At 73.3% G+C, this 12,348-nt stretch carries 10 protein-coding genes; 4 read left to right on the plus strand and 6 right to left on the minus strand.

Annotation, left to right across the window (positions count from 1 at the left end; all coding sequences use genetic code 11):
- Positions 1–6: 6 nt before the first annotated feature.
- The gene (locus ACFXGI_RS25060) at positions 7–1,263 is read left to right on the plus strand and encodes an MFS transporter (RefSeq protein ID WP_384710671.1); all 1,257 of its coding nucleotides are present in this window, start codon (positions 7–9) and stop codon (positions 1,261–1,263) included.
- Positions 1,214–2,551 (plus strand): D-arabinono-1,4-lactone oxidase, encoded by a 1,338-nt coding sequence (locus ACFXGI_RS25065; protein WP_384710674.1) that lies wholly within the window; start codon positions 1,214–1,216, stop codon positions 2,549–2,551. The genes ACFXGI_RS25060 and ACFXGI_RS25065 overlap by 50 nt, the downstream gene beginning before the upstream one ends.
- Before the next feature lie 6 nt (positions 2,552–2,557).
- Here ACFXGI_RS25065 and ACFXGI_RS25070 read toward each other — a convergent pair whose 3' ends face one another.
- Positions 2,558–3,424, minus strand: a complete 867-nt coding sequence (locus ACFXGI_RS25070; RefSeq protein WP_384710676.1) for a hypothetical protein — start codon at positions 3,422–3,424, stop codon at positions 2,558–2,560.
- Positions 3,425–3,961: 537 nt separating this feature from the next.
- Between ACFXGI_RS25070 and sepH the strand changes: the two genes are divergently transcribed.
- Positions 3,962–4,990, plus strand: coding sequence for a septation protein SepH (gene sepH / locus ACFXGI_RS25075; RefSeq protein WP_384710679.1), 1,029 nt, complete (start codon positions 3,962–3,964; stop codon positions 4,988–4,990).
- A gap of 52 nt (positions 4,991–5,042) precedes the next feature.
- Here sepH and ACFXGI_RS25080 read toward each other — a convergent pair whose 3' ends face one another.
- Positions 5,043–5,897: a sulfurtransferase gene (locus ACFXGI_RS25080; RefSeq protein WP_384710682.1), complete on the minus strand. Its 855-nt coding sequence runs from the start codon at positions 5,895–5,897 to the stop codon at positions 5,043–5,045.
- Positions 5,898–6,072: 175 nt separating this feature from the next.
- Here ACFXGI_RS25080 and ACFXGI_RS25085 point away from each other — a divergent pair, with 175 nt between their 5' ends.
- Positions 6,073–6,870: a VOC family protein gene (locus ACFXGI_RS25085; RefSeq protein WP_384710685.1), complete on the plus strand. Its 798-nt coding sequence runs from the start codon at positions 6,073–6,075 to the stop codon at positions 6,868–6,870.
- Positions 6,871–6,882: 12 nt separating this feature from the next.
- Here ACFXGI_RS25085 and ACFXGI_RS25090 read toward each other — a convergent pair whose 3' ends face one another.
- The 4 genes from ACFXGI_RS25090 to ACFXGI_RS25105 all read right to left on the minus strand — a co-directional run bounded on the left by ACFXGI_RS25090 (position 6,883) and on the right by ACFXGI_RS25105 (position 12,257).
- Entirely contained in the window at positions 6,883–7,533 is a 651-nt protein-coding gene (locus tag ACFXGI_RS25090) for a thymidine kinase (RefSeq protein ID WP_229336104.1), read from the minus strand.
- Between the two features lie 74 nt (positions 7,534–7,607).
- Positions 7,608–8,810: an alkaline phosphatase family protein gene (locus ACFXGI_RS25095; protein ID WP_384710689.1), complete on the minus strand. Its 1,203-nt coding sequence runs from the start codon at positions 8,808–8,810 to the stop codon at positions 7,608–7,610.
- A complete protein-coding gene (locus tag ACFXGI_RS25100) occupies positions 8,810–9,406 on the minus strand; it encodes a DUF5998 family protein (RefSeq protein WP_030859534.1) in 597 nt (198 codons plus the stop codon). The genes ACFXGI_RS25095 and ACFXGI_RS25100 overlap by 1 nt, the downstream gene beginning before the upstream one ends.
- A gap of 64 nt (positions 9,407–9,470) precedes the next feature.
- Positions 9,471–12,257, minus strand: a complete 2,787-nt coding sequence (locus tag ACFXGI_RS25105; RefSeq protein WP_384710693.1) for a GNAT family N-acetyltransferase — start codon at positions 12,255–12,257, stop codon at positions 9,471–9,473.
- Positions 12,258–12,348 lie beyond the last annotated feature (91 nt).

A 12,348-nucleotide genomic window follows, 5' to 3' on the forward strand; every position in this document is an offset into this window, starting at 1 on the left:
GGCACCTTGCCCAGTCCCTACCGCGCGATATTCGCGGCCCCCGGCACTGTGGGGTTCAGCGCCGCAGGCCTCATAGGCCGCCTGCCCATATCCATGGTCGGCGTCGGCATCCTGACGATGATCTCCGAGATCACCGGCCGCTACGCGATGGCGAGCGCCCTCACCGGCACCCTCGCCCTGGCCGCCGCGTTCATCGGCCCCCAGGTGTCCCGCCTGGTGGACCAGTACGGGCAGCGGCGGGTGCTCCGTCCCGCCACCCTCATCTGCGTGGCCTCGGTCGCCGTCCTGCTGGCGTCCGCCGCCAACGGGTGGCCGGACTGGACCCTGTTCGTCTGCGCGGCCGTCGCCGGCTGCGTCCCGAGCGTCGGCTCGATGGTCCGCGCCCGGTGGACCGTGATCTACCGGGACTCCCCGCGCGAACTGCACACCGCGTACTCCTTCGAGTCCGTCGTGGACGAGGTCTGCTTCATCTTCGGCCCGATCATCGCCATCGGCCTGTCCACCACCTGGTTCCCCGAGGCCGGTCCGCTGATCGCCGCACTCTGCCTGCTCGTCGGGGTCTGGCTGCTCACCGCGCAGCGCTCCACCGAGCCCGAGCCGCACCCGCGCGAGGAGCACGGGGACCGCACGTCGGCCCTGCGCTCCCCCGGACTCCAGGTCCTGACCGCGACGTTCGTGGCGACCGGCGCGATCTTCGGTTCCATCGACGTGTCCACGCTGGCCTTCGCCGAGGAGCAGGGCCACAAGTCCGCCGCCAGCTTCGTCCTGGCCATCTGGGCGTTCGGATCCTGTCTGGCGGGCGTCGTCTTCGGCCTGCTCCACCTCAAGGGCAAGAGCGAACGCCGTTGGGTACTGGGCGTATGTGCGATGGCCGTGAGTATGATCCCCCTCCTACTGGCCGGGAACCTTCCGTTTCTGGCCGTGGCGCTCTTCGTCTCGGGCCTCGCCATCGCTCCCACGATGATCACCACGATGGCCCTTATCGAGGCGCACGTACCACGCGCGAAGCTGACCGAGGGCATGACCTGGATCAGCACCGGCCTCGCGGTCGGCGTCGCGGTCGGCTCGTCGGTGACCGGACTGGTCATCGACGCCTCCGGGGCGCGCAGCGGGTACGTCGTCTCCATCTCGTCGGGAGTGGCCGCGGCGGCGGTTGCGTTCGCGGGATACCGCCGGCTGACGAGGCCGGCGCAAGGGGAGGAGCCAGCAACCGATGGGGACGGCGACAGCAGGGCACGACAGCACGGCGACCGCGTGGCGTAACTGGGCGGGCAACGTCACGGCCACGCCCACCCGGGTGGTGACCCCGGCCTCGGTCGGGGAGCTTCAGGAGGCGGTGCGCCGGGCCGCCGAGGACGGACTGAAGGTGAAGGCGGTCGGCACCGGCCACTCCTTCACCGCGGCGGCCGCGACCGACGGGGTGCTCGTACGTCCGCAGGCGCTGGCCGGGATCCGGGAGATCGACCGGACCGCCGGGACCGTGACGGTGGGGGCGGGAACGGCGCTCAAGGACCTGAACGTGGCCCTGGCCCGGGAGGGCCTCTCGCTCACCAACATGGGCGACATCATGGAGCAGACGGTCTCCGGAGCCACCAGCACCGGAACCCACGGCACCGGCCGGGACTCGGCCTCCATCGCCGCCCAGATCCGCGGCCTGGAGCTGGTCACGGCGGACGGGCGGCTGCTGAACTGCTCGGAGAAGGGAGACGACGAGGAACGCGAGGTCTTCGCGGCCGCCCGGATCGGCATCGGCGCCCTCGGCATCGTCACCGCGATCACCTTCGCCGTGGAGCCGGTCTTCTTCCTGACCGCGCGCGAGGAGCCCATGGGCTTCGACCGGGTGACCGCCGAGTTCGAGCAGCACTTCGCGGAGAACGAGCACTTCGAGTTCTACTGGTTCCCGCATACCGGCAACTGCAACACCAAGCGCAACAACCGCAGCCAGGGTCCCGCCGCCCCGCCCGGAGCGGTGAGCGCCTGGATCGAGGACGAGCTGCTGTCCAACGGCGTCTTCCAGGCCGTCAACTCCCTCGGCCGCGCGGTCCCGGCGACCATCCCCTCCATCGCCCGGATCGCCAGCCGCGCCCTGTCGGCGCGCACCTACACGGACATCCCGTACAAGGTGTTCACCAGCCCGCGCCGGGTGCGGTTCGTGGAGATGGAGTACGCACTCCCGCGCGAGCAGGTGGTCGAGGCGCTGCGCGAGCTCAGGTCGATGGTCGACCGCTCCGGGCTGCGCATCAGCTTCCCGGTGGAGGTCCGGACGGCTCCCGCCGACGACATCGCGCTGTCGACGGCCTCCGGGCGGGAGACCGCGTACATCGCGGTGCACATGTACAAGGGCACGCCGTACCAGGCCTACTTCACGGCCGCCGAGCGGATCTTCACCGCGCACGGCGGGCGGCCGCACTGGGGCAAGGTCCACACGCGGGACGCGGAGTACTTCGCCGGCGTCTACCCCCGCTTCGGCGAGTTCACCGCACTGCGGGACCGGCTCGACCCGGACCGGCTGTTCGGCAACGACTACCTGCGCCGGGTCCTGGGCGGGTAACCCGGCTCAGGGGGCGTCCTGTTGCCCCTTGCCGCCCGGGGCCGGCGTGGGTGTGGGCGTCGGAGTCGGGGTGGGCGTGGGCTTCGGGCCCGGCGTCGGCGGGCTCGGACTGGGCGCCGGGCCACCGGAGTCGGGGGAACCGGAGGGGTCCGGGGACGACGGGTCGGGGCTCGGACTCGGGCTCCGGTCCCGGCCGCCGTGCGGAGCCGAAGGGCTCGGGGAGGTCCCGGACCCCGGGCTCGCCCCGCCCTTCCCGCCGGTGCCGGGCTCCTTGCCGGGGTCGGCGGGCCGCTCGTCGCCCGCCTTGCGCGTGCCGCCGGACCAGATGGTTCCGCCGCCCTGGCTGATCGCGGTGCCGGAGAAGGCCTCGTACGCCCCGAGGCCGCCGAGCGCGATGGCGAAGGCCGCGCCCGAGGCCACCGCCGTCCGCTTCCAGCCCCGTACGCGGGTGCCGTGCACGGTGGCCGCGCCGAACTCCCCGGAAGGCGCCGCCGTACGGAGCAGCAGGGTGCCGTCGGGCGCCTTCTCCCCGCCGGGCAGCGGGACCTGACGGGCCCTGGGGCGGGCGCTCTCGCGGAGCTGGTCGCCGGTGCGGTTGAAGAGGTGCTGGATGACGGGGCCGCCCGCGGTGGCGACCACGCTGACGACGCCGGCGCCGAGGATGGTCCCGTAGACGCCGAGCTTCGAGGCGAGCAGGGCCGCGGCGACGGTGGCGAGGGAAGAGCCCGCGATCTGGGCCACGCTCAGATCGAGCTTCTTCTTCTCGGCGCCGTCCGCGCCGCCCGCGCCGCCCGCGTTGTCCGCGCCGTCCGGTCCGTCCGTCCCGTCCGTCCAGGACCCCGGTCCGATCTCGGGCGTGGCCTTCTGACCCATCCTCATCCCCTGCGTGTTCTGCCTCTCGCGACGTTTCGCGCTTCACCGCTCTCAGCAGTTACTGACAGCTGAGCGAAACGGATAGTTCCGTTTCTGGTGATTCTGTGAAGCAGGACACGCGGATTCGGGTGCGGGCGCAGGTCCCGCCCGATTCAGGGCAGCCCAACTCCCGCCGCCCGCGACAAGTTCGGCGGCGCGGCGGTCCACCCAGGTGGCCCGAATGGAGTACTATGGCGAGCCCTGGGGCCGTCCTTCCTTACGGATGTCCGGACTCGGGAGAGGGGGCCGACCGATGGAGAAACGGCACTCGAGACCGGTGATGCCGCGGCATTGCACGCATTCCTGATGCGCACAGTAACCGTTCGGTCACTGTGCGTGCCCAACAGGTAACCGTGCCATAACGGCGATCAAGGGCGCATGCCCGACACGCCGGTTGAACTCGGCAAGGTTGTGGCAGGCTGCACCCGGGCAGGCCACACTCGACTAGCGGAAGCAGCGACGCACGTGACGTCGGCAGGCACCACCCGGGAGGTCCCCATGCCCGAACTGCGTGTCGTGGCCGTCTCAAATGACGGCACACGACTGGTGCTCAAGGCTGCGGACAGCACGGAGTACACGCTTCCGATCGACGAGCGGCTGCGGGCTGCCGTGCGCAACGACCGCGCGCGCCTGAACCAGATCGAGATCGAGGTGGAGAGCCACCTCCGCCCCCGTGACATCCAGGCCCGCATACGAGCCGGTGCCTCCGCCGAGGAGGTCGCTCAACTCGCCGGCATCCCCGTCGACCGCGTACGCCGCTTCGAGGGCCCGGTGCTGGCCGAGCGGGCGTTCATGGCGGAGCGGGCCCGCAAGACGCCCGTGCGCCGCCCCGGGGAGAACACCGGACCCCAGCTCGGCGAGGCCGTGCAGGAGCGGCTCACGCTGCGCGGCGCCGAGAAGGAGTCCGTGCAGTGGGACTCCTGGCGCCGTGACGACGGCACGTGGGAGGTCCTGCTGGTCTACCGGGTCGTGGGCGAACCGCACTCGGCGAGCTGGACGTACGACCCGCCGCGCCGGCTGGTCGTCGCCGTGGACGACGAGGCCCGCTCGCTGATCGGCGAGGCCGACGACCTGCCGGCGACGCCGGAGCCGAGCTTCCCCTTCGTGCCGAGGATCGCGCGGCTGCCCAGGGACCGGCCGCTGGACCGCGCCCTGGACCGGCAGTTGGAGCGAGCCCCCGGCAACACGGCTCCGGCGCCCGAGCCCGAGGAGGAACGGGACACCCTGACGAGCCTGCTGGAGGCCGTGCCGAGCTTCCGCGGCGACCTGGTGGTCCCGGAACGCCCCGAACCCCCGGCGGAGGAGGAGCCCGAGGTGGAGGAGCCCCCGGCGGCCTCGGCGAGCGCCGGTGCCGGCTCCGCCTACGCGGACGTCCTGATGCCGCGCACGGTCGCGGGCCACCGCGACCGGCTGACGGGCACCACGGACCGGCAGGCGGAGGCCGACGGCGTCCGCCCGGGCCGCCGCGCGGCGGTCCCGAGCTGGGACGAGATCGTCTTCGGCACCCGCCGCAAGAAACAGGAGTAGCCCGGGCGGCGCCGCCCGCCCGGGCCGGGGATCCGGCCCGGGCGCGGCCCCGCTACTGCGGGTCCGGGCCCGTGGCCACGGGCCGGGCCGGGTCCGCGGACCACTGCGACCAGCTGCCCGCGTACAGCGCGGCCGGAATCCCCGCCACCGCGAGCGCCAGCACCTCGTGCGCCCCCGAGACCCCCGAACCGCAGTACACGCCGACCGGCGCCCCGCCCGAAGCACCCAGCCCGGCGAACCGCGCCTCCAGCGCCTCCGCCGCGAGGAACTTCCCGTCCGCGTCCACGTTCTCCGTCGTCGGCGCCGACACCGCACCCGGGATGTGCCCGCCCACCGGGTCGATCGGCTCGACCTCTCCCCGGTACCGCTCCCCCGCCCGCGCGTCCAGCAGGACCCCGCTGCGCGCGAGCGACGCCGCGGCGTCCGCGTCCAGCAGCCCCAGCGCCCCCGGGTTTGGCTTGAAATCGCCCTCCGTAACGGTGACGGCATCCGCTGTCACCGGACCGCCCGCCGCCGTCCACGCGACCAGCCCGCCGTCCAGCACCCGTACGTCCGTGTGACCCGTCCAGCGCAACAGCCACCACGCCCGTGCGGCGGCCCAGCCCAGACCCCCGTCGTACACGACCACCGGCGCGTCCGCCGACACCCCGGCGCGGCGCATCGCCGCGCCGAACTCCTTCGGCTGCGGCAGCGGGTGGCGCCCGCCGGCTCCCGGCGGACCTGCCAGTTCGCGGTCGAGGTCCACGTACGCCGCCCCGGGCAGGTGGCCCGCCTCGTACGCGGAGCGCAGGTTCGGACCGCCCAGCTGCCAGCGGACGTCGAGCAGCGCCGGCGGCCGGGAACCGGCCAGCTCGTCCATCAGTTCGACAGCGGAAACGATCACGGGGGGCGCAGAGTTCGCAGTCATGCGGCCCATCTTCCTCCCCGCTCCACGGCCCGTGTAACAAGCCCGACATCGACAGGCCGCATCGATTCGGTCATCTCTCCCCGCGTCGGCGAAACCCGGCCGGTCGAGGCGCGCCGGACCCGCCGTAGTGGAAGCATCTGGTCCGGGATGAGCGACGACGGAGGAGACGGCTGACATGACCGAGGAACCGGAAGAAACGCGGCGCACGCCCGGCACGCCGTGCTGGTCGAGTCTGATGGTGCACGGCCTCGGGACCACCGAGGCCTTCTACACCGACCTGTTCCGCTGGGAGTACGAGCCCGGCCCCCAGCCCTTCGGCCCGTACGTCCACGCCCTGCTCGACGGCCAGGAGGTGGCCGGCATCGGCGAGATGCCGCCGGACCGGCATCTCCCGGTCGCCTGGACCACGTACTTCGCCACCGACGACGCGGACTCGACGGCCGAGACGATCCGCGCCTGCGGCGGCACGGTCGCGGTGGGCCCGCTGGACGCGGGCGGCGAGGGGCGCGTGGCGATCTGCTCGGACCCGCTGGGGGCGATCTTCGGGATCTGGCAGGCCGAGGAGCACATCGGAACCCGGCTGTCGGGTGTCCCCGGGACCCCGGTCTGGGCCGAGCTGGTCACGCAGGACACCTCGACCGTCGGCAAGTTCTACGAGCACGTCTTCGGCCACGAGGCCGAGACACACGCCACCGCCACCTCCGACTTCGACTACGTGACGCTGCTGCTGGACGGACACCCGGTCGCCGCCGTGCACGGGGTCGGGCGCTCGCTCCCCCACGACCGGGGCCCGCACTGGATGACGTACTTCGAGGTCGAGGACGTGGACACGGCCGCGGCCCGGGTCCACCTCCTCGGCGGGCGCGTCGTCCAGCCGCCCCACGAGGGGCTGACGGGCCGGGTGTCGACGGTCACCGACCCGGAGGGCGCGGTCTTCACCCTCGTCGAGCCCCGCCCCGCGAACGGCCGCTGACCGCCGGCGTGCTCAGGCGGGGTTGACCGGGAGGACGTCCGGGGAGAGGGCGGCGGCGTGGGCCGCAGCGCTCGTCATGCGGCGGCGGTGGTGGCGGCGGCACAGCACCTCGTAACCGACCTCCTCCGACGACCGGTTGACGTCGCCGACGACGACCTGCTCGCCCTCCACGACCATCTCCCCGCCCACCGTGCGGGCGTTGTGCGTGGCGCGCGCCCCGCACCAGCACATCGCCTCCACCTGGAGGGTCTCGATCCGGTCCGCCAGCTCGATCAGGCGCTGGGAGCCGGGGAAGAGCTTGGTGCGGAAGTCCGTGGTGATGCCGAAGGCGAAGACGTCCAGGTCCAGGTCGTCGACGACGCGCGCCAGCTGGTCGATCTGGTCGGGGGCGAGGAACTGCGCCTCGTCCACGATGACGTAGTCGACCTTGGCGCCCTTCGACATCTGGCCCACCAGGTACCCGTACAGGTCCATGCCCGGCCGGGCCTCGACCGCCTCGGTCACCAGGCCGAGGCGCGAGGAGAGCTTGCCCTCGCCCGCACGGTCGTCACGGGTGAAGATCACGCCCTGCAGGCCCCTCGCCGACCGGTTGTGGCCGATCTGGAGCGCCAACGTACTCTTCCCGCAGTCCATCGTGCCGGAGAAAAACACCAGTTCGGGCATGGCGGGAACGGGACCTTTCGGGTCGTGGGGGGGGGAGGTGCGGAGCGGGGGGCGGACGACGGCGGAGCGGGCGGTCAGGTGCGGATTTCGAGCAGCGGGACCAGCTGCTCGGCCGCGGTCATGGAGCCGTGCATCCCGGCGAGCGCCGATTCGTTGGGCTCCTTCACGGACGCGGTGATCGCGGCATCGGCGTACGCGGCGGCGACCACGTCCCCGATCCTGCCGAGCACGCGCTCGTCGCACTCCCCCGGCGCCCCGAACCAGCCCAGTTCCAGGGCCTCTTCGCGGCTCGCGATCCAGAACCGGTCGCCCAGCACCTCACGCCACACGGTCAGCACGTCGGCCTCGGCGCCCGGGACGGCGTACACGTGCCGGGCCCGGCCCTCGCCGCCGAGCAGGGCCACACCCGCGCCCAGCTCCCAGTCCTCGTCGAAGTCGATCCGGGAGTCCTCGTCGAAGGGGATGTCCACCATGCCGTGGTCGGCGGTCACGTACAGCGCGGTGCGCGGCGGGAGTTGTTCGGCGAGCCGCTGCACCAGCCGGTCGACGTACATCAGCTGGCCGCGCCAGGCGTCGGAGTTCACGCCGTGCCGGTGGCCGGCCCCGTCGAGCTCGCTGTAGTACGTGTACACCAGCGAGCGGTCGCCGGCCGCGAGGCGCTCGGCCGCGAGGTCCATCCGCTCCTCGCCGGTCATCCGGCCGAGGAAGGTGCCGCCACTCAGCGCGATCTTGGTGAGCGGGGTGGTCTGGAAGGCGGGCGAGGACACCTGCGCCGTCGCCACCCCCGCCTTGTCGGCCTGCTGGAACACCGTCGGGTACGGCTGCCAGGGCTTCGGCGGGGTCCAGGGGTACCAGCGGAGCTGGTTCATCAGCTCGCCCGTGGCCGGGTTGCGCACGGCGTAGCCGGGCAGGCCGTGCCGGGCGGGCGGCAGACCGGTGCCGACGGAGGCCAGCGAGGTGGCGGTGGTCGCCGGGAAGCCCGCGGTGATCGGGCGGCCGGTGCCGCCGCGCGAGCTGCCGAGGAGGGAGGTCAGGTACGGGGCCTCGTCAGGGTGGGCCTTGATCTGCTCCCAGCCCATGCCGTCGACCAGGAACACGCAGTTCCGGTCGGCCGGGGTGAGCTCGGGGATCGCGGCGGTGAACCCCGGGACGCCCTGGCCGGCCACGAGCGTCGGCAGCAGGTCGGCGAGCGAGCCGGTTCCGTACTCCGGGACGGGGGCGCCGGTGAGGTCCAGCAGCTCCGGCTCGTCCCAGTTCGATGGTGCGGAGTAGGACATCAGCGGGCGGGTCCGGATGTCGCCGCAGTTGCTTCACTGAGCGCCTGCGCGAAGACGAGGGTCTGGCGGACCGCCTCCGGGCCGTCGCCGGCCTCGCTGACGCGCAGGCTGAGGTCGTCGGCGGTGGAGTTGCCGGTGTAGCCGTGGTCGGAGTCGCAGTTCGGGTCGCCGCAGGCGGCGGGCTCCAGGTCGATCCGGGAGACCGCGCCCCAGCCGATGGTCAGGACGACCTCGCGGGGCAGGGTGCCGGGGGTGTACGACTCGGGGTTGGCGACGACGCGGCTGAGCACCACGGAGGAGATCGCACCGATCTTGACCGACTCGGTGGAGGTGGTCGCGTACGGGGACGGGGACCCGGCGTCGGCGGCCTGCTCGTCGGTGTGGCTCACGATGAAGCGGTTACCGGTCAGGACCAGGACGGTGACGTGCCGGCGCACCTCGTTGGAGTCGAAGGTCGTCTCCTGGTGGACCAGGTACGACGAGATCGGCTCGCCGCCCACCGCGGCCTCCACGGCCTCGGCCACGAGGGCCGGGTAGTAGCCGCTGCGCTCGATCGCCGTGCGCAGCCCCTGGGTCGTCGTACCGGATTTCGCCATGAGGCCCATCCTAAGGCCCGTACGGGGCGCCCAGGGCGCCCAAGGTGCTGGACTAACGGCCCGGTCAGTAGCTCGGCAGTGTCCGGGGGCCGAGATCGGTGCGGGCGGGCGGGTGGGCCACGCGGACGGCGGCGCTGAGCACGGAGAGGCCCTCGGTGGCGACGACGACGGGTTCGAGCGTGACGCCCACCACTTCGGGGTGGTCGTCGACGAGCCGGGACAGCCGCAGCAGGAGCTCTTCGAGGGCGGCGGTGTCGACGGGGTCGCTGCCGCGCCAGCCGAAGAGGAGGGGTGCGGTCCGGATGGACCGGATCAGGCCGGCGGCGTCCCGGTCGGTGGCGGGGACGAGGCGGTGGGCGGTGTCGCCGAGCAGCTCGGAGGCGACGCCCGCGAGCCCGAAGGAGAGGACGGCGCCGGCGGCGGGGTCGATGACGGACCGCACGACGGTGTCGACCCCGCGGGGCACCATGGCCTGGACCACGGGGAGCAGCTCGTCGGGGGTCCCGAGGAGGTCGGTGAGCTCCTCGTACGAGCGGCGCAGGTCGGCCTCGGTCGCGAGGTCGAGGCGTACGCCGCCGAGGTCCGCACGGTGGCGCAGGTGCGGGGCGGTGGTCTTGAGGGCGACGGGATAGCCCATGCTCCGGGCGGCCCGGACGGCGGCGTCGGCGGTGGGCGCGGGCAGGGTGGGGAGCACCCGGATCCCGTAGTGGGCGAGCAGTGCGGCCGCGTCGGGTTCCGAGAGGGTGAGCACGCCGTCGCCCACGCCGGCCAGGAGGGCGGCGAGCCGGGCGGCGGCGCCGGCCTCGTCGATGTCCTCGTACTCGGGGACCTGGCCGGCGTCGGCGTTGGCCCGCCGCCACTGGCCGTACCGGACGGCCTCGGCGACGGCCCGTACGGCCCGCTCGGCGGCGGGGTACGCCGGGATCCGCACGTCCGGTCCGGCGTACCCGCCTTCGTCCTCGTCCGTGGGGCGGGGGCGCGCGCGCAGCGGCCCCGTCGTGGGCGCTGCGGGCGCCGTGCCCGGCCCGGCCGGGGACAGGGCGTCGACCAGCTCGGCCAGTTCCACGTGGACCACCGCGACCGGTTTGCCGGGGTACGCGGCCACCGCGTCCCGCAGGGCGTCGGCCAGGTCGTCCTGCGGATCCTGCTCGTTCACCCAGGGGATCACGGTGACGATCACCGCGTCGTTCTCGGCGGAGCCCAGCGCCGCGCGCAGCGCCGTCCGGAAGTCCTCAGGGGTCGCCGCCGTCGTCAGGTCCCGCGGGGCCCCGGGCCGCAGCCCCTGCGCGAGGCAGGCGTCGTACGTGAGGACTCCGAGCGACTCCGAGTTCCCGAGGATCGCCACGCGCGGTCCGGCCGGCAGCGGCTGCGAGGCCAGCAGCAGCCCCACGTCCACCAGCTCCGTCACCGTGCCGACCCGGATCACCCCCGCCTGCCGCAGCAGGGCCGAGACGGTGGCGTCCGGCAGCCTGGTCCCGGGGACCACGTGCCCCGCCGGGGTGTGGCGGCCGCCCCGAGCGACGACCACCGGCTTCACGGCCGCCGTCCGCCGCGCGAGCCGGGTGAACTTCCGCGGGTTGCCGAGGGTTTCGAGGTACATGAGCGCGACGTCGGTGGCCTCGTCCTCGTACCAGTACTGGAGGATGTCGTTGCCGGATACGTCCGCCCGGTTGCCCGCCGAGACGAAGGACGAGAGCCCCTCGCCCCGCCGCAGCAGAGCGGAGAGCAGCGAGATGCCGATCGCCCCGGACTGGGTGAACAGCCCGATGCGGCCCCGGATCGGCGCGGGCGCCGGGGTCAGGGAGGCGTTGAGCCCGACCTCGGGGGCGGTGTTGATCACGCCGTACGCGTTCGGCCCGATCAGCCGCATCCCGTACGAGCGCACCTGGCGCACCAGTTCGCGCTGCCGGTCGAGCCCGGCGGCACCGCTCTCCCCGTACCCGGCGGACAGCACCACGAGCCCCTGCACCCCGTGTTCGCCGCAGGCGGCCACGGCCTCGGGGACCCGCTCGGCGGGGACCGCGATCACCGCGAGGTCGACGGGGGCGTCGACGGCGGCGAGCGTGCGGTAGGCCCGTACGCCGTCCAGCAGATCGGTGGTGGCGGCCTCGTTCACGGCGTAGAGGTGGCCGCGGAAGCCGCTGTCGCGCAGGTTGCGCAGGGCCGCCGCTCCGACGCCACCGCCGGAGCGGCTGACTCCGATGACAGCCACGGAGCGGGGGGTCAACAGCCTCTGCACGGAGCGGGCCTCGGCGCGCTGCTCGCGGGCGCGCTGGACGGCCAGGGACTCGGCGGTGGGTTCGAGGTCGAGGGTGAGGTGGACGGAGCCGTCCTCGAAGCTGCGCTTCTGCTCGTACCCGGCGTCCTTGAACACCTTGATCATCTTGTTGTTGGCGGGCAGCACCTCGGCCGCGAACCTGCGGATGCCCCGCTCGCGGGCGACCGCGCCGATGTGTTCGAGGAGCGCGGAGGCGACCCCGCGGCCCTGGTGGGCGTCCTGGACGAGGAAGGCGACCTCGGCCTCGTCGGCGGGGGCGGAGGCGGGCCGGCCGTCGGGGCCGATCCGGTCGTAGCGGACGGTGCCGATGAACTCCTCGCCGACGGTCGCCGCGAGGCCGACCCGGTCCACGTAGTCGTGGTGGGTGAAGCGGTGCACGTCGCGGGCCGAGAGCCGGGGGTAGGGCGCGAAGAAGCGGTAGTACTTCGACTCGTCGGAGACCTGCTCGTAGAAGCTGACCAGCCGGCCCGCGTCCTCCGTGGTGATCGGCCTGATCCGGGCGGTACCGCCGTCGCGCAGGACGACGTCCGCTTCCCAGTGGGCCGGGTACGAGGGGTCCGACGCGGTGGTCATGCGGCGATCTTAAGGCCAGGACTGGCCGAATAGCTCCTGCGCGGCGCACGCGGCAAGCATGGGCAAACCAGTGCAAGCTGGGGTAGGTCGA

Source organism: Streptomyces sp. NPDC059355 (assembly GCF_042752335.1).
Lineage (GTDB): Bacteria > Actinomycetota > Actinomycetes > Streptomycetales > Streptomycetaceae > Streptomyces.

Bases quoted from the DNA above. Each gene is read 5' to 3' on its own strand.
- ACFXGI_RS25100 (WP_030859534.1), bottom strand. From the start codon at position 9,406: ATGGCGAAATCCGGTACGACGACCCAGGGGCTGCGCACGGCGATCGAG.
- ACFXGI_RS25105 (WP_384710693.1), bottom strand. From the start codon at position 12,257: ATGACCACCGCGTCGGACCCCTCGTACCCGGCCCACTGGGAAGCGGAC.
- ACFXGI_RS25070 (WP_384710676.1), bottom strand. From the start codon at position 3,424: ATGGGTCAGAAGGCCACGCCCGAGATCGGACCGGGGTCCTGGACGGAC.
- ACFXGI_RS25085 (WP_384710685.1), top strand. From the start codon at position 6,073: ATGACCGAGGAACCGGAAGAAACGCGGCGCACGCCCGGCACGCCGTGC.
- ACFXGI_RS25080 (WP_384710682.1), bottom strand. From the start codon at position 5,897: ATGACTGCGAACTCTGCGCCCCCCGTGATCGTTTCCGCTGTCGAACTG.
- ACFXGI_RS25065 (WP_384710674.1), top strand. From the start codon at position 1,214: ATGGGGACGGCGACAGCAGGGCACGACAGCACGGCGACCGCGTGGCGT.
- ACFXGI_RS25090 (WP_229336104.1), bottom strand. From the start codon at position 7,533: ATGCCCGAACTGGTGTTTTTCTCCGGCACGATGGACTGCGGGAAGAGT.
- sepH (WP_384710679.1), top strand. From the start codon at position 3,962: ATGCCCGAACTGCGTGTCGTGGCCGTCTCAAATGACGGCACACGACTG.
- ACFXGI_RS25095 (WP_384710689.1), bottom strand. From the start codon at position 8,810: ATGTCCTACTCCGCACCATCGAACTGGGACGAGCCGGAGCTGCTGGAC.